Here is a 21900-nt window from a genome sequence, read left to right as displayed (position 1 = left end):
ATAACCGCAGATGAACACAGATGAACGCAGATAGAAAAAGAAACATAAAATCCATAATACTTGCAGGTGGATCGGGCACGCGCCTTTGGCCTTTGAGCAGGGAACAATACCCGAAACAGTTCTTGAAATTCGGTGAGACCTCGCTTTTTCAGGACACTGTGAAGCGATGCCTCAAGGTATCCGAACCCTCAGAGATATTTACAGTTACCAATGAAGCCCAGAAATTCTTTGTTACAGGGCAGATGGAGGAACTCGGGATTGATATCCCGAAAGACAACATACTCATTGAACCTAAGGGAAAGAATACACTTCCTGCAATATGTTTCGGGATGCGCGAGATAGAGAAGCGATTCGGCAATTGTGCCGTTGGCGTATTCCCTTCAGACCACATGCTGGACATGGAAGCCATGGATACTATTTCAGATGCCGGAGAATTGGCTGCTGAAAATCTTGTGACTTTCGGGATTGCACCAGCGTCGCCTCATACAGGCTATGGATACATAAAACCAGGTGAGACCATAGACAAAGGCTTCAGGGTCATCGAGTTCAGGGAGAAGCCGAAACTTGATGAGGCAATCAAATATCGTGAAGAAGGATGCCTCTGGAACAGCGGCATGTTCGTGTTCTCTACCAAAGTTTTTTTTGAAGAGCTTAAAACCCATGCGCAGGACATCTTTTCCGCATTCGCATCCCACAAAGAGATTCGGCAGATATATCAAGAACTCCCCTCCATTTCAATTGACTACGGCATACTGGAGAAATCACAAAGGGTAGCGGTTGTCAGGCTCGCATACAAATGGAGCGACCTGGGAGATTTTGAGTCTATGTTTGCAGAAACCGGGAAGAATGAACACGGGAATGCTACCTATAACTGCGATGATATCTCGATAAATTCCACGGGTAACCTCTTATACTCAAAACAGGACAAGGCAGTATCGCTCATAGATGTCAATGACATGGTGGTCGTGGATACACCAGATGCACTGCTCGTGTGCCCGAGAAAAAGCTGCCAGAAAGTTAAGGATGTTGTTGCCGCGCTGAAAGAAAGGAAAGACGAAAGGGTGCTCTTTCACCAGACCGTCTACAGGCCATGGGGCTCATATACTGTACTTGAATATTCAAAAAGACACAAGATAAAAAATATAAGGGTCACGCCGGGTGAGAAACTCAGCCTTCAGCTGCACAATCACAGGAGCGAGCACTGGGTAGTTGTAAAAGGAGAGGCACTTGTGAATGTGGATGGAGAAGAATACCATTTACAAGATGGAGAAAGTACATTTATCAAGCCTGGCACGAAGCACAGATTATCAAACCCTGGAACAATCCCGCTTGAGATCATAGAAGTGCAGCTTGGTGATTATGTGGGTGAGGACGACATTGTAAGATTTGAAGATGAATACGGAAGGATGTGAAAAAGTTTCCCGTAAAAAATAAAAAGGGTTAGCTCACAAACTTCGGCGAGAAATACTTCTTGATGACAGTATCGCACTTATCGCACGTTATCATGAGCCAGTCCCCGACGTCCTGCTTATCATAGTGGTCGAATATGGATGCGCCGCAGTTTGGGCAGACGTAGTACTCCTTGAAATAGTAGTTGTAGAACTCTGGACAGCGCTCAAGCCAGTTGATGGTCTGGAGCAACCTTTCAAGATACCTCTGCTTTCCACCTTCAGCGCCTTTCTGCATCTCCTCGTGCACATGCTCTTCCATGTGCTTGATGTGGCGCTTGCTGTTTTTTCTTATCCTCTGGTAGTCGCTGATATACTCTTTCCCATGCTCAAGATATTTCTGGTACCCTGTTTTTGTATTCGAGCCCTCTCTTAGCGTTCTCAGGAAATATTCACTCATGAGGTCTTCCATCAGGTCTGAGCATTCTGTGCATATATTGTAGCCCTTGTAGTTTTTTGAGTCCTGCACGCCATTGCATATTTTGCAGGTATCCATATTCTCACCCGACCAGCACTGGTTTGGTAGCCTCACGCGTGAACATTATGGGATACAGGTTGAGCACAGAAAGCAGGTCTCCTTTCTTGATTTCGCCCGATTCCTGCCCCATGACGTAAGCTATATTTATGGTTCTGTCTGTCTCCACCGGAGCCGGCCCTTCTCTTGCCCCGACCTTTATTACCGAAACGATTGGATGGTGGCTGAAGGCGCAGGGCATTGCAAGCATGTCCTTCTGCACTTTAATGTCTTTTACCTTCACGCGCTCAAGTTTCCCAGCCCCGATAGTAACATCCTCGTCCGCAATGACCATTTCCCATTTTGCCCTTGTGGCTATGGTAAATTCATACGGCGATGCCTTCACTTTTTTTCTCGTTACCTTCCCGTTATCACGGGAAACCACATTTACGATTTCACTCATAAAGGTTTCACCCTGTGAGTTAATAAAACGTCATAGTACATATAGTTTATCATGTTTAATCATTATAATAATTAATAGTGATATTAAATAATTATCCAAATATAATCATAAACCAGAAATCAGCGAACATAACGAAACTTTAATAACAAAGTAGAGACTTTCAAAGAATCCCGCTCCGATAGTGTAGCACGGCCAATCATGTCAGACTCTCACTCTGACGACTGGGGTTCAAATCCCCATCGGAGCATATTGTAATTAGTAAAAATCCTACTAGCTTCGTCCTTATGTACAAAGGCATATAATACCGTACAAGAAAACTGAGGTAGTTATTTGTCATCGCTGTTCTTAAGTAGAACAAGAGCTTTTTATTAAAGAATGAGCCTTTTAATCAGGTTAGCGCGCCAGTGGATTGCGGGCGAGACCTTGGCTGATGCCATCTCATGCACAAGGAGATCAAACATATCAGGCATAGGCGCCATCATCAATTTCCTCGGGGAGCATGTAAAGGAAGAGGCAGAGGCAAGTAAGAACATACAAGAGAATCTCCGCATCCTCCAGGCTATAGAGGAATCGAAGCTCAATGCTTCCTTTTCTATAAAACTCACGCAGCTTGGGCTTGAGATTGAAAAGCGCCTTTGCCTCTCCAACGTGGAGATAATTGTAAGCGCAGCAGCTTCAAAAAACATCTTTGTCTGGATTGATATGGAGAACTCGCCCTATACGGAAGAAACCATTGACATTTACCTTGAGATTTTCAAGAAATATAAAAAAGTGGGCATTGCAATACAGTCCAACCTGAAAAGAAGCGAGAATGATGTGAAACGGATAGCTGCTGAAGGGGGCATCATCCGGCTCGTCAAGGGCGCATACGGGGAAAAAAGCGATATTGCATACACAAGCCGCAGGGACGTCACCATTAATTTCTCAAAACTCATGGGATACCTTTTCTATAAAAGCCTTTTTTTCGCGATCGCAACCCATGACGAGCTATTGATTAACGAGGCACTTGAGGCTAACAAAACGCACCAGAAGAGGCTTGAATTCCAGATGCTCATGGGAGTGAGAGAAGAACTAAAACATGAGCTTGTAAAAAAAGGTCTTGCAGTAGTTGATTATATCCCTTATGGAAAGCACTGGTTCCCGTACTCAGTGCGCAGGATAAGGGAAAGGAAGCGGAATATACTGCTGATACTGCGGTCTATTTTTGATTTTTAAACTCAATCTTTGTAATCACCCAGGGGGCGATAAAGGTCGAGGCAAATCCAAGTGCAGCATATTTGAAAAATATAAAATTGGGATTTATCGATAATAATACGCTTGAGATCAAATAAATTATTCCCAGCACTACTATTCCCATGACCGCTCTCTTAATCCTCTGCCTGTTATTCGTTGCATCCGCAAATCCGACACGCTCTTCCTCAAGCAGGTAGCCCGCGCCGATGCCTGCCATCACAAGTCCTACCTCCTCCTGCTCTATTAAAATATTGTGCTGCATGATAGCGATAGCTACCAATATTACAGGGAGCATCAAAGCAACGAAATATCCCGGAATGCGACCCAGCTTTTCCAATCTACTGGTTATTCCCGGCTCAGCCTTTAAGGAAATTAATGCCATTAAAAGTCCGAATATAATCCCGCCTACCACATCGCCGAGGTAATGGACACCCAGATAAATCCGCGATAAGGAAATGGACAGGATTGCTACGGCGCCCACAGATATGAGCCAATAATTCTTAATCATGCCGCCGAGATATCCCCAGAAACCCGATGATACAAACGCATGACCGCTCGGGAATCCGAAATCGTTCTCCTGGATTTTATGGAGGTATTCAGGCGGTCTTGGCATGGCGAACAGGTTTTTTGCAAATATTGCGGCGAATGCTGAAAAAAGAATGACGTACATTGCTCTTATGCCTGTTTTTTTGCCAAAGCACCAGAAGATGAGCGAAGCTAGAAGAATATATGAAGGCTCGCTGCCGATGGTGGTTATAGCTTTAAATAATACATCAAGTGAGGGATTTCCAACACTCTGAAGGTATATGTTGATGTTGTCATTGAACAGGAATTGCACGGGTTCTAACATAATTTTTCTTACTTCATTGAAAGATGAATAGACGAAAAAGTTTCGAATATGCTTTCCTTAGCGAAATGAATTATTAATGCTACTTCAGAAAGGTATACTAAAATTTTTACTGCGAAAGGTAAATTTGGAAACAAAAGTTCAGTCAGTTTAATCGTAAACCAAATTATTAAAATTGTTAGAAAAAATAGGATGGTGTGTTTAACTAAATTAATTGTATACGGACATGTTTTAACCCAAATATCGTGGTGAATAGATGTTTTAATTATTTCAGGATTTTCTATTTTGTTAGCCATTAATTCACCATTAATTTTATTAAGATTATTTTGATAATCCAGACAATTCTAAAATATTTTTTAAAACCTGTAATTTATCAAGAACTTCTTTATTTTTATTAGCTTTATTATACAATGTATCAACTAAATTAATAATAATTTTTTCAGGATTGTAAAAGCGAGTAACTGGTAATTTTTCATCATCAAAAAACCAAATTATATCGGGTTCATCAGATGGATTATTTTCACTCCATAGTTCAACCAGATATGGCGATAAAATATACTTCGAATTAGTATTGTGGTAGCTTTTTTTTCCGAGAGAATCGGTATATACTGCCAAGTCATCCTGAGATCCTATTTCTAATCTGGCGTTCCATTTTTTAAGTATTTCTGATATTTTTTTAAGGACATCTATATAAACTTCACGCAATTTATCAGGTGTTACTATATTGTCGTCTGGACTTAACGAAGATATTTTTAGTGCTTTTTCAGTGATTTCAGAAAGATTGAGACCTAACTTTTTCGCTTTTTCAATTACTTCTGAATTTATTGAAAGTGTTAATTTCTTTTTCTCAGATTGCATACGTATCTTTATTTCATAATGTGTACGTATGCTTAAATAGTTTTCTATCTATACGTATATTTTTATTATTATTGGTACGTATATAATAATATTTCAGAAACGGCTAAAATGCAATAATAAACGATAGAATCTAAACCTAAACCAATCGTATACCAAAAAAGAGTTTGTTTTGAAACCAAGAATAGATAGATGCCTGAGGCAGTCCATCTAATCAAAAATTACGCTTTTACAAGAGCTTTTGGTGAGCGCTTAATCTTCCGGCGCTTTTTGCCTTCGGAAGTGTATCGCTGCGCAGGTCCAGGGCGTTTGTAGGCTAGTTCGGCTTCAGGGACCATTATTACATTTCCTTTCCTGCCTTTAACCCTTCCCCATTTTGTCGTGCCTGTTTTTCCCATGTAATTATATCCTCCAGTAAATTTGTATGGCTCCACAATAATTCCATTTATTCATATACCTTTCCCCTTTTCAATTCTTTTCTTTATCATGTACATCTGCACCTTCTTGGATTTAGCCTGGTGCAGAACCCGCTCAAGCCCTTCTCTTTCAAGGTGCTCTATCTTGATATATCCCCTGTCCTCCGCATCCTGGAAAAGCTCAAGACCAAGCCCGGTGCGCGCCAGTACCGTGGTGTAACCTTCCTTTGACCCCACGCCTCCGAAGGAGAGGTCTGCCTTTTCTGCCGTTAAATCGGTGCAGACCATGCAGGAGCCGCTTCGAATCGTGTCAAGGTCGCTTAAAGGAAATACATGCTCAGACTCAGCTTTAATCCTGAACTTCCCTTTGCGGATCTTCATTTCCTTGACCGAGGATAGAGGAATGCCCAACGATTCAAGGAATGCCTTCAAGCCGTCGTAATAAAACGTGTCCATGCAGAAAAGACCCAGTTTCAATATATTCGCCCTCATGAACATGTGCAATAGACCGTACGGCGAGTTCTGCATCTTGTACACAGCATCGATGTTGCAGGAAGGACCCACAAAACCTATGGAGCGAGAGCCTCTTTTTATTGCACTCATCAGCGATTCCATGGTCAATGAATGCACGTATATGGAGCCTGCCGAGCGCAGTATCTCTTCCCTCGTCTGCGCCACTATGGGCACGGGTTTCCAGGGCTCTTCCTCGCTTTTCACCGTGACGACTGCACTGTCGATCAGCCCTTCTTCAAGCCCGTACAGCAGCATGGAGGTCACAACGCCGCCGTCCTGCCCTTTCACCTCGGGAATAAGGGTTTTCGCAGTGAAGACATCGCGCACGTTCCCTATAAGGCTTGATTCCGTGGTTATGGTGCGGGGGCACTGGTTGTAGCACACGCCGCATGCGGTGCACGGTCCTTGGAGCGCGGGCTTGCCTGCTACGATTTCCAGGACTTCACAGCTTGACACACAGGCGCCGCAGAGCGTGCAGATGCCGGGGTCTATGATCTCGCGCTTGAGTTTGCCGAAGGAGATTCTCTCTTTGTCTTTTAAGGAGCGGCGCACGCGGATTACGCTTTTGTCAAGCTCGTCGAACTTTCGCTTGCATTCTTCGGAGCAGAAATAGTACTCTTTGTTTTTGTAGGTGGATTTGAAGGGTGTGGTTTCGTCAATGGTTTTTTTGCAGATGGGGTCGATTGCCATTAGATGTTAGTTTTATTCGGAAGGTTAAAATGATTTCTGTATGTCTCTTTTATTTGGTAAAGCGTTATGGATAACAAACTGTTATATTAAATGAAGACACTTGATGCTTATAAACGGGTCGTAAGGATGAAACCTGAAGAAAAAGCAAGGCAACGGATCGACCAACTACTTGAAGCGGCAGGTTGGAATATCCAGGATTTGCGTGATTTAAATCTGGGAGCTTCTCTTGGCGTAGCGGTTCGTGAATTTCCCTTAAAATCCGGCGCTGCTGATTATTTAAATTTTGTTGATAGAGAGGCCGTAGGAGTGGTAGAGGCAAAGCCTGAAGGGACAACGTTAAGTGGAGTGGCTGAACAATCTGAAAAATACTTAACTGGAATTCCGGAAGGACTCCCTCATGTTCAGGAACCTCTTCCCTTTTCCTATGAAAGCACAGGCATAGAAACTCTTTTCAGGGATACAAGAGACCCGGATGCGCGCTCGCGAAGGGTTTTTGCTTTTCATAAGCCTGAAACCCTTAAGGAATTGAGCTTGCAGAAGGAGACTCTCAGGACAAGTCTCAAAAAGATGCCATCAACAATACCTCTCAACAAAGAAGGTTTGAGAGATTGCCAGTTTGAAGCTATCCAGAACCTTGAACAATCCTTTTCAGAAGCAAGACCACGGGCACTTATCCAGATGGCAACAGGAAGCGGCAAGACTTATACAGCCGTGAGTTTCATTTACCGCCTGATAAAATTCGCAGGTGCAAAAAGGGTGCTCTTTTTAGTGGACAGGAGCAACCTGGGGCGCCAGACAAAAAAAGAGTTCCAGCAGTATGTTACACCTGACGACGGCAGGAAGTTTACAGAGCTTTATAATGTCCAGCATCTGACATCAAATACTATCGATCCTGTTAGCAAGGTTTGTATCACCACGATCCAGAGACTCTATTCGATGCTCAGGGGAGAGACAGAGTTTGAACCCGAAAACGAAGAGCCTTCACTTTTTGAGATCTCCCCGGATGGTACTGAAAAGGATGTTTCCTACAATCCTCAAATACCTATCGAGACTTTTGATTTTATCGTTACTGACGAGTGTCACCGCTCCATATACAAAGTCTGGCGGCAGGTGCTTGAATATTTTGATGCATTCCTGATCGGGTTAACAGCCACTCCATCCAAGCAAACGCTGGGATTTTTTAACCAGAACCTTGTCATGGAATACAGCCATGAGCGCGCGGTTGCGGACGGCGTGAATGTGGGCTATGAAGTGTACCGCATTAAAACCGATATCACTGAAAAAGGAAGTAAGGTCGAAGCCGGGGACTTCGTGGACAAAAGGGATAAGCTCACAAGAAAGGTGCGTTGGGAGCAACTGGACGAGCCTTTTGAATATGCCCCTGACCAACTTGACCGAAGCGTTGTGGCGCAAGACCAGATACGGACTGTTGTCAGGACGTTCAGGGATAAGCTCTTTACCGAGATATTCCCAGGAAGGGCGGAAATCCCAAAGACCCTTGTGTTTGCCAAGGATGATTCACATGCTGAGGATATTGTACATATCATAAGAGAGGAGTTCGGGAAGGGTAATGAGTTCTGCAAGAAGATCACGTATAAAACCGAAGGCGCAAAGCCTGAAGACCTGATAGCAAGCTTCCGCAATTCCTACAACCCGCGCATAGCAGTGACCGTAGATATGATATCAACAGGCACGGATATCAAACCGCTTGAATGCCTGCTGTTCATGCGCGATGTCAAATCACGTGTGCTTTTTGAACAGATGAAAGGGCGCGGGACGCGTACTATTTCTTCCACGGATTTTAAAGCCATTACTCCCGGCGCTTCCACCAAAACGCATTTTATGATAGTGGATGCCGTGGGCGTATGCGAGAACGATAAGACAGATTCGCGCCCACTTGAGCGAAAGAAGAGCGTGGCGTTTGATAAGCTCATAATGTCAGTAGCACTTGGTAACAAGGATGAGGACACCATTACCTCGCTAGCAGGAAGGCTTGCGAGGATGGACAGGGAAATCGAAGAAAAAGACAGGTCAGAGATCCAGAAAGCTGCGGATGGGAAATCATTAAAAGAGATCATTAACAACCTCCTGGATGCGGTTGACCCCGATAAGAAGCTCGAGAAGGCAAAGGAGATTTTCAATACAGAGACGCCGACAGGGGATGAGATCAAGAAAGCTGGGGCGGAGCTTGCAAAGAGCGCCTGTGCGCCTTTTGAGGTTCCGAAACTCAGGAATGCCATTATTGACATCAAGAAAAGAAACGAGCAGATCATTGACACTGTGAGTAAGGACGCTGTGAGCTTCTCAGGTTTTGACGAGCAGGCAAAAATAAAGGCGCGCAGCATCGTTGAAACCTTTAAAAAGTTCATAGAGGAGAACAGGGATGAAATTACGGCGCTCCAGATCATTTACAGCAAGCCCTATGGCAGTCGCCACCTTACTTACGAGGAGATAAGAGAGATTGCAGAGGCGATTAAGAAGCCGCCTTATCGTCTTACGCCTGAGTTGCTCTGGCAGGCATATGAACAACTGGATATATCAAAAGTAAGGGGCGCGGGGGCGCAGAAGCTTCTGACAGACATCATTTCTTTGATACGCTATGCCGCGGGAAAGAGCGATATACTTGAGCCTTTCCCTGAAACGGTGAACCAGCGCTTTGAGAGGTGGCGCGCGGAGCAGGAGAGGGCGGGGGTGAGGTTCACAGAGGCGCAGGTGGAGTGGCTTGTAATGATAAAAGACCATATCGCTTCGTCGCTTGGCATTGAGATAGGGGACTTTGAGAACGTGCCTTTTAACCAGAAGGGAGGGGCTGTTAGGGCTTATCAACTGTTCGGCAAGGGATTGGATAATATCTTAGAAGAGCTAAATGAGGCGCTGGTGGCATGATATTACTTTCACAGTCCTCTCTAAAGCGATATATATTGAAAACAATAAGGGTATCTCAATGAAAGTAATTTTTGATACAAATATCCTGATTCATGTTGAAGACCCAAAGGAGTTATCTAAAAATCTTCAGGACTTGCTTAAGATATTTCGTGAGCATGGGCATCATATATTCATTCATCCGGCATCATTGAAAGATATAAACAATGATAAAGATGAGCAACGAAAAAAGGTTATTTTATCAAAAATTGAGGGTTATCCGCGAATAGAGTCTCCTCCAAAACCAACTGATGAATTTTTATCAGTTGTGGGGGTATCATCCAATTCCAATGAAATAAACGATAATGAAATCCTTTTCGCAATCCAGAGAAATGCTGCTGATTTTTTAATTACTGAAGATTATGGGCTTCAGAAGAAAGCAGTCCGAGCAAATCTTGAAGATCGCGCGCTGTCCATTGATTCGGCGCTGGATTACTTTAAGAACCTTTACGCACGAAAAGTAATACGCCATCCACTTTTAGAAGAAGATTTTGTTCGTAACCTTAAGATAGAGGATCCATTTTTCGATTCTCTAAAAGAGGATTATCCGGATTTCACGGATTGGTTTAAAAAAGTTTCAATACAAGATAGAAAATGCTGGGTTTATCATGAAAATGATATGATTAAAGGACTATTGATGTTGAAAGAGGAAGATGAGCCTATTCCGACATCTCCTCCTATAACAGCTGCTAAAAGGCTAAAGATTGCTACCTTAAAAGTCGATATACCCGGTTCTAAACTGGGAGAGCTTTTTTTAAAAATGGCATTTCAATACTGCATTGGTAACCAGATTTTTGAGACGTTTCTCACCCATTATCGAAAACAGAATGATCGGCTGATACCGCTCATTGAGAACTTTGGGTTTGAACTCGTGGGTTTTTTAGAAGAACGTAGAGGGAAGAAGGAAAAAGAGGAGGTCTATCTTAAAAAGCTCATTCCGAAAGAAAATGATTTGTCGTCGTTGAATTTAGCGAAAAAATTTTATCCATCTTTTAAGGACTCTCCAAGCATTAGAAAATTTTTAGTCCCTATCATACCTGAATATCATGATAGGCTTTTTCCGGATTTTAAGAAACGCCAGATGAGAATTACTGATTATTCTGAGATTAATATTCCGGGGAATGCCATTAAAAAGGCATATCTTTCGCATTCAGCAATCACGAAAATAAGACCGGGAGACATTCTTCTTTTTTATCGTTCTCATGACCAGAAAGCGATAACATCAATAGGAATTGTTGACCAAGAACCCGTTCACACAAATCAGCCAGATAAGGTAGCAGCAATTGTGGGGCAAAGAAGCGTTTATCTTTATGACGAAATCAAGGATATGGCGCAAAAACCTGTTTTAGTTCTTCTTTTCAGACATCATCTTAATCTACCAAATCCGCCGGACTTAAATTATCTTCGTAATCATAAAATAATACAATATGCGCCGCAGTCAATAATGGAATTAAATCATAATCAGTATGTGGCGATCAAGAAAGGAGGGAAACTGGATGAACGTTTTACTATCAGTTAAGCCTAAATATGCTGAGAAAATAGTAAAAGGCACAAAAAAATACGAGTTCAGGAGGTCAATTTTTAAAAGGAATGACATAGAGAAGGTCTATATTTATTCCTGTTCGCCAGTGAGTAAAATCATTGCCGCTTTTGAGATTGAACAAATCTTAAAGGATTCTCCGGAGAGGATATGGAAGCTATGTTCTGAGAATGCCGGAATATCAAAAAAAGATTTTTTTGCATATTTCAAAAATTCTGATGTTGCGTTTGCAATTGAAATTAGTGATGTCGATAGTTTTCATGAGCCTATAGACCCGTTTAATATTTTTAAAGATTTTAAGCCGCCTCAGTCGTTCTATTATGTACCAACAAATTTTCTCCAGAGCCTGTGGGATGTTCATGATACTGAATTAGTCAAACCTGCTTTCTCAGCAGAATCCATACCAGGAATCTCCTTTATGAAACAATTATGAATGGGATTTATACGATGTTATTGGGTCAATATCGCAATCAATCCGGCGCCGCTTGCGTATCTGCGTTTATCTGCGTTCATCTGCGGCTAATTAATAGAGTGGTGCGGGAGGCGCTGGCAGAATGAGCGAGGGCGCGCTGCCTGAACTCCCCGGAGGCTGGGTGTGGACGAGGCTGAGAAATCTGGATATACGGATTAAAGTTCTTCCCATTCTTCCAGAGCTATTATTCTTCCGATGAGTTTCTGCAATTCTTTGATCATCATTTTAAGCTGCGGGACTGAATATTCATCGTTGCTTGGAATTGTTAGAACTTTGGTGCCGTATCGCATATAGAAATGTCGTCCGCCAGGTTCAGGCGGATTGAAACCCAATTTTACCAGTTTTTTGATAAAAATTCTGCGTTTGCATGGCTTCCATTTAGGCATGAGCCGCAGCCTCATTGCCTTGCGGGATACCTGCATTGATATCCAGATGATCTATCACTGGCAATGTATCGCCGTGCCGTATTTTGACTATGAGCCAGCCTTCAAGGACTGATTCAAGTTCTTTCTGGCACTCAAAAAGCGTCTTCCCAAAAGCGATAACACCCGGACATTGTGGTATTCTGCCGGAAAAGCTACCATCTTCGAGCTTATCGTATTCAGCTTTGCTCAACGCTTTGTTAATATAATCTATAAGCATCAGGATCACCAATTTTGCATTCTGTATTTTAACTTATCATCCTGATATACTTTTTTATACATAGCAGTATCTTATTAACACCTCAGGGTTGAAGATGATGAAAAATCTGGATATGCAGGATGATGAAATATTTGCGCCTTTCACCAATCCGCGCGCGTCATCCGTGGATGCGCCCTCCCGAGGCGCGACTCGGGGCGTTCATCGGCGGCTGATTTTTAAAGAGGCGCGGGAGGCGCTGGCGGGATGAGCGAGGGCGCACTGCCTGAACTCCCCGGAGGCTGGGTGTGGGCGAGGCTGGGGGAAGTCTGTTTAGACCCTCAATACGGTTGGACGACAAGTGCGATATCAAAAGGATCACTTCATTTGTTGAGAACTACTGACATAACTTCAGGAAATATTGATTGGAGTACAGTTCCATTTTGCAAGGAAGAACCACCTGAAAAAGAGAAATACTTATTGAAAGATGGAGATATTATTATTTCAAGGGCTGGTTCTGTTGGTTATAGTCATCTTATTAAGAATCCAAAAGAAGCTGTATTTGCCTCCTATCTAATTAGGTTTAGACCTCTAATCGATGAAAAATATTTAGCATGTTTCATAAAAAGTCCATTGTATTGGGATTCTATCTCGGAAAAAAGTCTTGGTATAGCCATTCCTAATGTCAATGCATCAAAGTTAAAACAAATTCAAATCCCCCTCCCCCCTCTCCCCGAACAGCACCGCATCGTAACGATAATCGAAGAGCTTTTCACAAAACTGGACGCAGGCGTTTCGGCGCTCAAAAAGACGCAGGCGCAGTTGAAGCTCTACCGCCAGTCAGTCTTGAAAGCCGCCTGCGAGGGTAAACTTGTGCCGACCGAGGCTGAATTAGTGAAAGCCGAGGGGCGCGATTATGAGCCTGCGGATGTGCTGCTGGCGCGCATCTTAAAGGAGCGGCGGGAAAAGAGCAAAGGTGGGAAGTACAAAGAGCCAGCGGCGCCGGATATGAGTGGTTTGTCTGCGCTGCCGGAGGGGTGGCATTGGGTGAACATAGATCAGCTATCAGAAGTTGTAAGAGGAGCATCACCTCGTCCAGCAGGAAATCCAAAATATTTTGGAGGCAACATTCCATGGATTACAGTTGGAGAAATCACAAAAGATAAAAAAATATATCTTACTTCTGTCGAAAATTTTGTTACCGAAGAAGGTAAAAAAGCTAGTAGATTTATTGATGAAGGAACATTTTTGCTTACAAATAGTGGTGCAACTCTGGGTGTTCCAAAAATTACTTTGATAAGTGGTTGTATTAATGACGGCTCTGTTGCTTTGTTAGGTCTTGAAGAGACTTTGAAATTGTATTTGTATTTTTTTCTTTTTAGTCAAACAAAGAAACTTCGCCAGATAAATCAAGGTGCAGCTCAACCAAATTTAAATACAAGTATTGTTAAGAGAATTGTCTTGCCTCTCCCTCCCCTCGCTGAGCAGCGCCGCATCGTCGCCGATGTCGAGCGCCGCCTCTCTGTAGCGGATGAGGTCGCAAGAAATGTGGAGCAGAGCCTCGCGCAGGCAGGGCGGCTGCGGCAGAGCATACTGAAAAAGGCGTTCGAGGGAAAGCTTGTTGCGCAGGATGCGAATGATGAGCCTGCAAGCGTGCTGCTGGAGAAGATACGCCTTCAGAAAATATTAGAAATCAAAAAAGGCAGGAGCAAGCGCTAACTTTACTTCTGCAAGCGCTGGGGCAAGCCCCAGACCCCCGTGAGGCGCCGCCTGACGGCGGGGAACCACGCATCATCTTGAAATTTAATTTCAAGATTTGACCATCCCCCTTGATTCAAAGAGTTTATAAAACCCTTTAGACATTTATCTTACGTGGAAAACATAACAAGAGTACTGGAAAAAGATTATGAAGTCCTCTTCGCTTACCTTTTCGGCTCATACGCAAAAGGCATTCAGGACGAAAAAAGCGACATTGACATTGCTATTTACTTAAAAGATGAAAATATCCTTGAAAAAGACCCCTTATATCCTTCAAGGCTTGCGATAAAGCTCGAAAAGGCTCTGGTTGAAAAAAAGAAAGTTGATGTGAGGGTTCTAAACGGCTCGACCTTGAGATTTAAAAGCCAGGTATTAAGGTACGGGAAGCTTCTGCACTCCAAGGACGAGAAAAAACGAATAGAATTTGAAACCTCCTCTTTAGCTCAATATTACGATTTCAAACCTCACCTTGAAATGTACGATGCCGCAAGGCGAGCGAGGCTTGGAGTATGATAAGCAGCGAAGTCATTAATGCCATGATTGACCTCATTGATGAGAATCTTCAGCTCATTGAAGAAATCAGGTCACAGGGATTCGATTCATTCTCAAGCAACTTCAAGGATATTCAGGCTGCTAAACACTCATTGCAGGAAGCAATCGAGGCATGTCTTGACATAGGCAGTCACATAATAGCTGAAAGAGGTTTCAGACGCGCAGATGATTACAAAGATATTTATAATGTTCTTGAAGAAGAAGGAATTATAGACCATGTTTTATCTTCAAAGCTTCAGGAGATGGCGCAGTTTAGAAATCTCCTTGTGCACAGATACGGCAAGATAGACACGAAAAGGCTTTTTATTATTATGTCAGAAGACCTGAAAGATATTCGGGAGTTTGTTAAGAAGATTTTGAAGTATATCTCTTAATTACGATTTGGACTAAAAAAGGAGAATCGTGCGCAAGGTTTATTAACTTTATGATACAATTGTTTATTATATGATACAGTTGTATCAAAAAATTACACAATTAAAAGTTCTCGAACTTTTCATCAAGAACCCATATGAGCGGTACTATCTCAGGGAAGCTTCCAGAATACTGGATATCAGCCCGATGACCGTCAAACGCGCTATTGACCTGCTTGTTCAGGACAGGCTGTTGGTCAGGGAAGAATTCAAAAACCAGATACTGTACAAAGCCAACATGGCAAGCCCTGCCTTCAAACACCTGAAGACAGCTTATAATCTTGCCTGGCTTGAGGAAAAAGGCATCGTAGAATTCCTGAAAGAAAGGCTTCCCGGGTTAAGTTCACTGGTTCTTTATGGCAGCTTTGCAAAAGGAGAAAACGATGAAACAAGCGACATCGACCTTCTTGCAATTTCTTTATCAGCGGAAAAATTAGACCTGCGGTTATCGGAACTTTTAGGAAAAGAGACCTCTTTAATCATATTCACACCTTCGGAATGGAAAGAACAGGCTGAAAAGAACAAAGCTTTTTACATAGATGTTATCACTGAAGGGATTGTTTTATTTGGAACAAGACCGGTGGTGGAATGAACTTGGAAAAGATAAAAGTCAAAGAAAAAGATGCTACTGTTGCAATAAGCTCTGCAAAAGCCTTTTTAGAAGCTATCCGGAGGCTGGTTTAAATGGCAAACGAATCATCAACAATCGTGCAGCGTCTCTGGAACTACTGCAATGTGCTCCGCGACGACGGCGTGAGCTACGGCGATTATGTGGAGCAGTTGACCTATCTTCTGTTTTTGAAAATGGCTGAAGAGCAGACAAAACCGCCTTTCAACAAGCCGTCCACAATCCCTAAAGACCTTAACTGGCACAGCCTTCTTGAAAAAGATGGCGATGCACTTGAAACCCATTACCGCCACATCCTTGAGACTCTGGGAAAAGGGAAAGGTATGCTTGGCGTTATTTTCAGAAAATCCCAGAATAGGATTCAGGATCCAGCGAAACTTAAGCGTTTAGTCGAGCTAATCAATGATGAAACCTGGGTTGGGCTGGACATTGATGTTAAAGGTGAGATTTACGAGGGGCTTTTGCAGAAGAACGCCGAGGACATAAAGAGCGGCGCAGGACAGTATTTCACCCCAAGACCGCTAATCAAAGCCATGGTCGAGGTCATAAAACCGCAGGCTGGAATGACGGTCTGCGACCCTGCATGCGGCACAGGCGGCTTCCTTCTGGCGGCGCATGATTATATCTCAAAGCATTCGATGGACAAGGAGCAGAAAAAGTTTCTCAGGTTCGATACGTTCAGGGGGTATGAGATAGTTGACAACGCCGCTCGCCTGTGTGGAGAAAGCTGCTGCAGGAATGCGATGTTCATACTCTTTTGAGGCTTCCAACAGGCGTGTTTTACGCACAAGGGGTAAAAGCCAACGTGCTTTTCTTCGACAGGAAACATGCCAGCGAAAAGCCATGGACTGAGAAGCTCTGGATATACGATTTAAGAACCAATATGCACTTTACGCTCAAAACAAACACGCTGAAATATGAAGACCTCCTGGATTTCATCAAGTGCTACAACCCGAAGAATCGTCACGAGAGAAAGCCCACGTGGACCCCGGAAACACAAGACGGCAGATGGCGAGCATATACTTATGAAGAACTTGTATCAAGGGATAAGTTAAGCCTTGATATATTCTGGCTGAAGGATGAAAGTCTTGAAGATTCTGAGAACCTCCCCGACCCTGATGTTATTGCAAGGGATATTGCAGAAAACCTTGAATCTGCGTTGGAGGAGTTCAGCAGTATAAAGGTAGATTTGGGGATAAAATAATTTTCATCTTAACTCCCCGCCACGCTGTAATAATACTCCCCTTCCGCCTTCTGCCTCCTGTCAAGCTGCGAGTCAAGCTTATTCACCCTCGGTCTCTTGGTCTCCTCATCCCGCCTGAACGTGATTCCAATGCCTTTAAGGAACCTGTTCATGCCCTGCCTCATGTCAAAAGGTCCGTGCACCTCTCCCCTCTTCATGGGCTCTCCCTCGAACACAAGGAGCCTGTCGCTCAGCATGTCTATCATGTAGATATCGTGGTCAACTACCATTGCTGTAACTTTATTGTTCTCGGCAAATCTCCGGATAACCTTCGTAGCCAGCACCCTCTGCTCAACATCAAGATGCGCCGAGGGTTCATCCAGAAGATACAGGTCTGCCGTCCGTGATAAACACGCAGCTATCGCCACCCTCTGAAGCTCCCCGCCGCTCAGATCATTCACCTTCTGGTTAAGGAGCCGCTCAATCTGAAGCGGTCTTAGGATCTCAGTCTCGTAATAGCTGGTATCAACCTGAGTTGTCAGGGAGCGAAGAAGCTCAGAAACCATCACAGGCTCATCTGCTTTGATATACTGGGGCTTGTAGGACACCTTGATATTCATCTCTATCTTGCCCTCAGTGGGCTGTATTTCCCCTGCCAGTATCTTCACGAAAGTAGATTTTCCGATGCCGTTCGGACCCACAATGCCTGTGACTTCGCCCTTCCTTATCTCCCCGCCCTGCGCCGCAAGCTCGAAGCCTTCATCGTATTTTTTCGCGAATCGTCCAAAGGTCATAAGAGGAGAGACCTCCTTCGCAATCTGGGGCGCATGCACATCGAACTTGATGGCTTCCGTGCGTATCCTGACGTTTTCCTCGCGCAGGAAACCCTTGAGATATTCGTTGATCCCTACCCTGATGCCTTTAGGATGGGTAATCACACCGAAACCTCCCGGCGTGCCGTATGCGATATGCACTACATCTGCGAGCAAATCCAGTATCGCAAGGTCATGCTCAACAACCATCACTGCTTTATTCTGCGCAAGCTCCCTGATAATATGTGCCGCTTTTATTCTCTGGTAAATATCAAGATAAGGGCTTATCTCGTCAATGAAATAGAAATCCGCTTCCTTTGCCACACATGCCGCAAGCGCAACCCTCTGCAGCTCCCCGCCGCTTAATTCTTCGATCTTGCGGTCTGTGATGCCTGCGATGTCGAGTTTGGATAACAGCTCATCCAGTATTCCTCTCTCGTCAGTCCTTGTTAGCAGGCTTGCGACAGTGCCTTTGAATTTCTTGGGAATCATGTCCACGTACTGCGGCTTCTGCGAGGTTTTTACCCCTCCTTTCGATACACCTTCAAGGTAATCGGCAAGTGCGCTGCCGGCATAATATTCAAGTATCTCCTCCCATCCTATCCTGCCACGCCCCAGGTTGGGCTTCAGCGTTCCTGAAAGTATATTTATGGCTGTACTTTTCCCGATTCCATTCGGTCCGAGGATGCCTGTAACCTTTCCAACCACTGGCACCGGAAGCCCGTATAAGGCGAACCCGTTTCTGCCGTACCTGTGCGTGGGCTCCTCAAGTTTCTCGGGCAAACTTATGATCATGATCGAGCCAAACGGGCAGCGGTTGACGCATATGCCGCACCCCACGCACAATTCTTCAGATATGACAGGTTTCCCATCCTCACCTGTTATTATCGTCTCGTCTCCAGTTCTTACCCTGGGGCAGAACTTTATGCACTGAAGCCCGCACAACCTGGGCTGGCATCTATCACGGTCTAAAATCGCAAGTCGCATAATTATTTATTTAATAATAGTGTCCAGAAAACAAGTAAGTAGATGATGATCAAAAATTCCACATACAGCCAGTCCTTTGCCTCAAATTCCTTTACCCTGACGCCGATCAAGGGATATAATAACCTCTGGATGTAATACGAAAGCAGGACCACTAACAAAATGATCGACACCCAGGAAATTCCGGATGCATCCCTGAATTTCAGGAAAAAAAGCAGCGCAAAAGCCGCACTGATGAATGCCGGAAGTACCGTTTTTTTAATTCCTTCGATCAACAACCGCTTCCGCTCATCCGGGGTTTGGGTTTTAGGTTCAGGTTCGGTCTTTTCCTTTTCAGCCACGGTGGTTCACTCTTTCCTGTATATCATAGTACCTATGCCTTCATGCGTAAACAGTTCAAGCAGCAGGGAATGCGGCAAACCGCCGTCGATGATATGAACCTGTCCCACGCCGCCTTCGATTGCAGACGCACTTGATTTTATCTTCGGTATCATCCCGCCGCTTATGATGTTTTCAGCTATAAGGGATTCTATCTCATCGAACGCTATCCTTGAAATACGCGTTTGCGGGTCTTTAGGGTCACGCAGAACGCCGGGCACATCCGTAAGGGAGATGAGTTTTCTGGCTTTGAGGGCGGCTGCGATATCCCCTGCCACGGTGTCAGCGTTCACATTCAGGTCATTGCCTTTTTCATCCGTTGCTATGGGCGATATCACAGGGATGTATCCCTTGCCTGCGAGTATCATCACTATCTCGGGGTTGATGACCTCGGTTTCACCCACCCAGCCAAGGTCGATTTCCTTCTCAACACCGCCGACTTTCACGCGCTGGGGAGCGAGCTTCCTTGCCACGATAAGCCGTCCGTCGCTTCCTGAAAGACCTATACCCTTACCGCCGTGTTTGTTTATGAGCGAAACTATCTTGCTGTTGACATTGCCCACGAGCACCATCCTGGCTATCTCAAGTGTCTCGTCGTCCGTGACCCGAAGCCCTGCCACAAACTCGGGCTTCTTTCCCATGCGCTCCATCTTTTCCGTGATCTCCGGTCCTCCGCCGTGAACGATGACGGGATGTATTCCCACAAATTTTAAGAGCACGATATCCTGCACTATCTTCTCCATTATGTCGGGGTCAACGATTGCATGTCCTCCCATCTTGATTACCATGATGGAATCGTAGAACTCACGGATGTAGGGAAGGGCTTCTATGAGGATGTTTTCGCGCTTGAGCATTCGGGGTTAAAATGGGGAGTCAGGATATTAAAGTTATTCTTAATCGAGAGAAAGCCTTAATATGCATGCAATTCGACTTTATATATAAATAAAGGGCGTGAATGATTGTTCAGGAAATTTTTGGAATCCTATATCGAAGTGTGCAATAATATCGTAACCGAGGCTGCCAATTCAGTGCTGATGTTCGAAGCCGGTGAGCAGGCTGCAATGTCCATTAAAACCATAAAAATAGAGGATATTAACAGGGAATTTGAAAAAGATGGTATCACGACATCCATAGAAATATCTGAAAAAAAAGTTACATTCCACGTTAAAGGCTTACCCCTCTTAGGCAATAGATGTAAATATTGCGATATTTTAAGAGGTTTCTTCGGGGGCTTGGCGAGAAAGCACGTTGACCCCAGATTTTACTGCAAAAAAGGCGCAGAATGTGTTATTGAAGGGGGGAACCGGTGTACATTCATAGCGGAGCTGATTGAATGAATAATTTTAACCGCACACATGACTTTGTCCGGCATCTGGTTCTAAAATCTTCAATTGGATTTTTATTCTAAGGTGTTAAATGCCAAAAGATTTGACAGTAACCCTGAGCGACATAGAATACAAGATTCTAAAAAATTTAAAAATAGTCGAAGGAGTTGATGGTGAGAAGCTAAGAAATCTTTTAAGGGTTTATATAGCGACCGTACCCGAATTAAAGTCGTCTGAATATGCTTTGAGACGGGTTGAACATAAAGATGAGATAGAAGAAAATCTGAGGGATGTCTGGGCACAGTATGAACTCACGGATTACCCGATGGAATACTGGAAAGAAGATAAAACCAACACATTGATCAGCGACCTTGTTGAAATCAACGTTCTTGTAAAAGCAGGAGAAAAACAATTCATACCTTCCAATAAATTCAGAAGCCTCTTCAAGATGCTGCTGCACGATATCGCAACAGAATCCAGGGACAGGGATGAATATTCCGCAGCATGCATGGCTACAATCCAGCTGCTGATGGAATTCGGGGCTGGGAGCCTGAGCAAAGAAACTATAAGAGATGCCACAATTTTTATTAATGAAGGGTGGATGTTTGTCTACGCTACCGCTATTAAAAAGGCAAGGGAGTTCATGAAAACCAAAAAGATGTTTCCTGAGGCTGAAATGCCAATTCCAGAAGTATCATAGAAAAGGAGGCTATACTTATATTCTCCCGCTGCTGTCGCGAATGTCGGTTACTACGATAATTCCTTCCTCTGTTTCAATTGGACTCATGTTAATTTCCACGGGGAACTCACTTCCGTCCTTACGCACGGCAACTGCTCCAAGATGAAGTGCCATTTTCTTCGTGGTTGGTTCTGCAAAGTAGCCGGCGCAGTACCCGGCATGTTTTTCCCTGAAGCGCTCGGGTATAAGGATATCATAGGATTTGCCGAGCAGTTCTTCCCGCTTATAGCCAAATATACTCTCAGTCTGGGTATTGATGAGAAGGATATTGTAGCTACTATCAACAGCCACGATGGCATCGGGTGCAGAATCTATAAGCATCTGGAAATTTCTCTCAGCACGTTTGCGATTGGTGATATCCGTTACCATCCCCTCCAAACCAACAACGTTGCCGCTGGAATCGTATAGAGCATGGGCGTTGATCAAAACCCAATTCTTGCTGCCATCCTTACGGCGTATCTGTGCTTCGAAATTTGTCACGATGCCGCGTGCACGAATCGTGCGCACTAACTGCAAGCGCCGGCCTGGCTCGACATAGAGTTTCCGGGCATTGGTAATACTGGTAATGATTTCCTCTTGTGATTCGTAGCCCAACATGTGTGCCAGCGCAGGGTTTGCCGCCAGGATGCCCCCTTCAATGGAGGTCTGGAATATGCCTTC

The 21900-nt window shown here is 44.2% G+C and carries 25 protein-coding genes and 1 tRNA gene; 14 read left to right on the top strand and 12 right to left on the bottom strand.

From position 1 onward, the window contains the following. Positions 1–20: 20 nt before the first annotated feature. Positions 21–1412 (top strand): mannose-1-phosphate guanylyltransferase/mannose-6-phosphate isomerase, encoded by a 1392-nt coding sequence (locus tag O8C68_02020; GenBank protein ID MCZ7394577.1) that lies wholly within the window; start codon positions 21–23, stop codon positions 1410–1412. Positions 1413–1440: 28 nt separating this feature from the next. On the opposite strand, the gene O8C68_02015 is transcribed toward O8C68_02020, so the two are convergent. Next, positions 1441–1944 (bottom strand): hypothetical protein, encoded by a 504-nt coding sequence (locus O8C68_02015; GenBank protein MCZ7394576.1) that lies wholly within the window; start codon positions 1942–1944, stop codon positions 1441–1443. A gap of 4 nt (positions 1945–1948) precedes the next feature. Next, entirely contained in the window at positions 1949–2365 is a 417-nt protein-coding gene (locus tag O8C68_02010; protein ID MCZ7394575.1) for a DUF22 domain-containing protein, read from the bottom strand. A gap of 172 nt (positions 2366–2537) precedes the next feature. Between O8C68_02010 and O8C68_02005 the strand changes: the two genes are divergently transcribed. Further along, a tRNA-Glu gene (locus O8C68_02005) sits at positions 2538–2612 on the top strand. A gap of 128 nt (positions 2613–2740) precedes the next feature. Further along, positions 2741–3580 (top strand): proline dehydrogenase family protein, encoded by an 840-nt coding sequence (locus O8C68_02000; protein MCZ7394574.1) that lies wholly within the window; start codon positions 2741–2743, stop codon positions 3578–3580. Here O8C68_02000 and O8C68_01995 read toward each other — a convergent pair. From O8C68_01995 to O8C68_01980, 4 genes are all read right to left on the bottom strand, one after another. Then, a complete protein-coding gene (locus O8C68_01995; GenBank protein MCZ7394573.1) occupies positions 3564–4448 on the bottom strand; it encodes a phosphatase PAP2 family protein in 885 nt (294 codons plus the stop codon). The genes O8C68_02000 and O8C68_01995 overlap by 17 nt on opposite strands. A 318-nt stretch (positions 4449–4766) precedes the next feature. Beyond that, on the bottom strand, positions 4767–5303 hold the full coding sequence (locus tag O8C68_01990) for a type II toxin-antitoxin system CcdA family antitoxin (protein ID MCZ7394572.1): 537 nt from the start codon (positions 5301–5303) through the stop codon (positions 4767–4769). A 218-nt stretch (positions 5304–5521) separates the two neighbouring features. Then, entirely contained in the window at positions 5522–5698 is a 177-nt protein-coding gene (locus O8C68_01985) for a DUF5350 domain-containing protein (protein ID MCZ7394571.1), read from the bottom strand. A gap of 51 nt (positions 5699–5749) precedes the next feature. Beyond that, complete coding sequence (locus O8C68_01980; protein MCZ7394570.1) at positions 5750–6919, bottom strand: Coenzyme F420 hydrogenase/dehydrogenase, beta subunit C-terminal domain; 1170 nt, start codon at positions 6917–6919, stop codon at positions 5750–5752. Positions 6920–7009: 90 nt separating this feature from the next. Between O8C68_01980 and O8C68_01975 the strand changes: the two genes are divergently transcribed. From O8C68_01975 to O8C68_01965, 3 genes are read left to right on the top strand one after another with little or no spacing between them, the layout of a single operon-like run. Further along, on the top strand, positions 7010–9805 hold the full coding sequence (locus tag O8C68_01975; protein ID MCZ7394569.1) for a DEAD/DEAH box helicase family protein: 2796 nt from the start codon (positions 7010–7012) through the stop codon (positions 9803–9805). A gap of 58 nt (positions 9806–9863) precedes the next feature. Next, positions 9864–11360, top strand: coding sequence for a hypothetical protein (locus O8C68_01970; GenBank protein ID MCZ7394568.1), 1497 nt, complete (start codon positions 9864–9866; stop codon positions 11358–11360). Beyond that, positions 11338–11814 (top strand): hypothetical protein, encoded by a 477-nt coding sequence (locus tag O8C68_01965; GenBank protein MCZ7394567.1) that lies wholly within the window; start codon positions 11338–11340, stop codon positions 11812–11814. Before O8C68_01970 ends, O8C68_01965 begins: the two co-directional genes overlap by 23 nt. Positions 11815–12008: 194 nt before the next feature. On the opposite strand, the gene O8C68_01960 is transcribed toward O8C68_01965, so the two are convergent. Both O8C68_01960 and O8C68_01955 read right to left on the bottom strand, forming a co-directional pair. Beyond that, on the bottom strand, positions 12009–12239 hold the full coding sequence (locus O8C68_01960; protein ID MCZ7394566.1) for a type II toxin-antitoxin system HicA family toxin: 231 nt from the start codon (positions 12237–12239) through the stop codon (positions 12009–12011). Next, positions 12232–12495 carry a type II toxin-antitoxin system HicB family antitoxin gene (locus O8C68_01955; GenBank protein ID MCZ7394565.1) on the bottom strand — a complete coding sequence of 88 codons (264 nt, stop codon included), beginning with the start codon at positions 12493–12495 and terminating at the stop codon, positions 12232–12234. The genes O8C68_01960 and O8C68_01955 overlap by 8 nt, the downstream gene beginning before the upstream one ends. A 243-nt stretch (positions 12496–12738) precedes the next feature. Between O8C68_01955 and O8C68_01950 the strand changes: the two genes are divergently transcribed. From O8C68_01950 to O8C68_01925, 6 genes are all read left to right on the top strand, one after another. Next, positions 12739–14190 carry a restriction endonuclease subunit S gene (locus tag O8C68_01950; protein ID MCZ7394564.1) on the top strand — a complete coding sequence of 484 codons (1452 nt, stop codon included), beginning with the start codon at positions 12739–12741 and terminating at the stop codon, positions 14188–14190. 153 nt (positions 14191–14343) lie between these two features. After that, positions 14344–14742, top strand: a complete 399-nt coding sequence (locus O8C68_01945) for a nucleotidyltransferase domain-containing protein (protein MCZ7394563.1) — start codon at positions 14344–14346, stop codon at positions 14740–14742. Next, positions 14739–15155: a DUF86 domain-containing protein gene (locus O8C68_01940; protein ID MCZ7394562.1), complete on the top strand. Its 417-nt coding sequence runs from the start codon at positions 14739–14741 to the stop codon at positions 15153–15155. Before O8C68_01945 ends, O8C68_01940 begins: the two co-directional genes overlap by 4 nt. Before the next feature lie 70 nt (positions 15156–15225). Continuing rightward, on the top strand, positions 15226–15783 hold the full coding sequence (locus O8C68_01935; protein ID MCZ7394561.1) for a nucleotidyltransferase domain-containing protein: 558 nt from the start codon (positions 15226–15228) through the stop codon (positions 15781–15783). Between the two features lie 92 nt (positions 15784–15875). After that, positions 15876–16580: an N-6 DNA methylase gene (locus tag O8C68_01930; GenBank protein MCZ7394560.1), complete on the top strand. Its 705-nt coding sequence runs from the start codon at positions 15876–15878 to the stop codon at positions 16578–16580. Further along, positions 16577–17023, top strand: coding sequence for an N-6 DNA methylase (locus O8C68_01925; GenBank protein MCZ7394559.1), 447 nt, complete (start codon positions 16577–16579; stop codon positions 17021–17023). Before O8C68_01930 ends, O8C68_01925 begins: the two co-directional genes overlap by 4 nt. An 8-nt stretch (positions 17024–17031) precedes the next feature. Here the strand turns inward: O8C68_01925 and O8C68_01920 are convergent, their stop codons facing one another. From O8C68_01920 to argB, 3 genes are read right to left on the bottom strand one after another with little or no spacing between them, the layout of a single operon-like run. After that, the gene (locus O8C68_01920; GenBank protein ID MCZ7394558.1) at positions 17032–18801 is read right to left on the bottom strand and encodes a ribosome biogenesis/translation initiation ATPase RLI; all 1770 of its coding nucleotides are present in this window, start codon (positions 18799–18801) and stop codon (positions 17032–17034) included. 2 nt (positions 18802–18803) lie between these two features. After that, a complete protein-coding gene (locus tag O8C68_01915) occupies positions 18804–19139 on the bottom strand; it encodes a hypothetical protein (protein ID MCZ7394557.1) in 336 nt (111 codons plus the stop codon). A gap of 6 nt (positions 19140–19145) precedes the next feature. Further along, on the bottom strand, positions 19146–20030 hold the full coding sequence (gene argB, locus O8C68_01910) for an acetylglutamate kinase (protein ID MCZ7394556.1): 885 nt from the start codon (positions 20028–20030) through the stop codon (positions 19146–19148). A gap of 180 nt (positions 20031–20210) precedes the next feature. Between argB and O8C68_01905 the strand changes: the two genes are divergently transcribed. Together O8C68_01905 and O8C68_01900 are read left to right on the top strand one after the other, a co-directional pair. Continuing rightward, the gene (locus O8C68_01905; protein ID MCZ7394555.1) at positions 20211–20513 is read left to right on the top strand and encodes a hypothetical protein; all 303 of its coding nucleotides are present in this window, start codon (positions 20211–20213) and stop codon (positions 20511–20513) included. A gap of 79 nt (positions 20514–20592) precedes the next feature. Beyond that, the gene (locus tag O8C68_01900) at positions 20593–21201 is read left to right on the top strand and encodes a hypothetical protein (GenBank protein ID MCZ7394554.1); all 609 of its coding nucleotides are present in this window, start codon (positions 20593–20595) and stop codon (positions 21199–21201) included. 15 nt (positions 21202–21216) lie between these two features. On the opposite strand, the gene O8C68_01895 is transcribed toward O8C68_01900, so the two are convergent. After that, positions 21217–21900 (bottom strand): PAS domain S-box protein (locus tag O8C68_01895; GenBank protein ID MCZ7394553.1); only part of this gene is annotated, 684 nt, incomplete at its 5' end.

The sequence above is a fragment of the Candidatus Methanoperedens sp. genome (assembly GCA_027460525.1).
Classification (GTDB): domain Archaea; phylum Halobacteriota; class Methanosarcinia; order Methanosarcinales; family Methanoperedenaceae; genus Methanoperedens.
The sequence above is the reverse complement of the archived record's forward strand: the minus strand, read 5'-3'. Positions and strand labels throughout refer to the sequence as shown.

Excerpts from the sequence above, each read along its gene's own strand:
- O8C68_02020 (MCZ7394577.1), top strand. The coding sequence starts at position 21 with ATGAACGCAGATAGAAAAAGAAACATAAAATCCATAATACTTGCAGGT.
- O8C68_02015 (MCZ7394576.1), bottom strand. The coding sequence starts at position 1,944 with ATGGATACCTGCAAAATATGCAATGGCGTGCAGGACTCAAAAAACTAC.
- O8C68_02010 (MCZ7394575.1), bottom strand. The coding sequence starts at position 2,365 with ATGAGTGAAATCGTAAATGTGGTTTCCCGTGATAACGGGAAGGTAACG.
- O8C68_02000 (MCZ7394574.1), top strand. The coding sequence starts at position 2,741 with ATGAGCCTTTTAATCAGGTTAGCGCGCCAGTGGATTGCGGGCGAGACC.
- O8C68_01995 (MCZ7394573.1), bottom strand. The coding sequence starts at position 4,448 with ATGTTAGAACCCGTGCAATTCCTGTTCAATGACAACATCAACATATAC.
- O8C68_01990 (MCZ7394572.1), bottom strand. The coding sequence starts at position 5,303 with ATGCAATCTGAGAAAAAGAAATTAACACTTTCAATAAATTCAGAAGTA.
- O8C68_01985 (MCZ7394571.1), bottom strand. The coding sequence starts at position 5,698 with ATGGGAAAAACAGGCACGACAAAATGGGGAAGGGTTAAAGGCAGGAAA.
- O8C68_01980 (MCZ7394570.1), bottom strand. The coding sequence starts at position 6,919 with ATGGCAATCGACCCCATCTGCAAAAAAACCATTGACGAAACCACACCC.
- O8C68_01975 (MCZ7394569.1), top strand. The coding sequence starts at position 7,010 with ATGAAGACACTTGATGCTTATAAACGGGTCGTAAGGATGAAACCTGAA.
- O8C68_01970 (MCZ7394568.1), top strand. The coding sequence starts at position 9,864 with ATGAAAGTAATTTTTGATACAAATATCCTGATTCATGTTGAAGACCCA.
- O8C68_01965 (MCZ7394567.1), top strand. The coding sequence starts at position 11,338 with ATGAACGTTTTACTATCAGTTAAGCCTAAATATGCTGAGAAAATAGTA.
- O8C68_01960 (MCZ7394566.1), bottom strand. The coding sequence starts at position 12,239 with ATGCCTAAATGGAAGCCATGCAAACGCAGAATTTTTATCAAAAAACTG.
- O8C68_01955 (MCZ7394565.1), bottom strand. The coding sequence starts at position 12,495 with ATGCTTATAGATTATATTAACAAAGCGTTGAGCAAAGCTGAATACGAT.
- O8C68_01950 (MCZ7394564.1), top strand. The coding sequence starts at position 12,739 with ATGAGCGAGGGCGCACTGCCTGAACTCCCCGGAGGCTGGGTGTGGGCG.
- O8C68_01940 (MCZ7394562.1), top strand. The coding sequence starts at position 14,739 with ATGATAAGCAGCGAAGTCATTAATGCCATGATTGACCTCATTGATGAG.
- O8C68_01935 (MCZ7394561.1), top strand. The coding sequence starts at position 15,226 with ATGATACAGTTGTATCAAAAAATTACACAATTAAAAGTTCTCGAACTT.
- O8C68_01930 (MCZ7394560.1), top strand. The coding sequence starts at position 15,876 with ATGGCAAACGAATCATCAACAATCGTGCAGCGTCTCTGGAACTACTGC.
- O8C68_01920 (MCZ7394558.1), bottom strand. The coding sequence starts at position 18,801 with ATGCGACTTGCGATTTTAGACCGTGATAGATGCCAGCCCAGGTTGTGC.
- argB (MCZ7394556.1), bottom strand. The coding sequence starts at position 20,030 with ATGCTCAAGCGCGAAAACATCCTCATAGAAGCCCTTCCCTACATCCGT.
- O8C68_01905 (MCZ7394555.1), top strand. The coding sequence starts at position 20,211 with ATGTTCGAAGCCGGTGAGCAGGCTGCAATGTCCATTAAAACCATAAAA.
- O8C68_01900 (MCZ7394554.1), top strand. The coding sequence starts at position 20,593 with ATGCCAAAAGATTTGACAGTAACCCTGAGCGACATAGAATACAAGATT.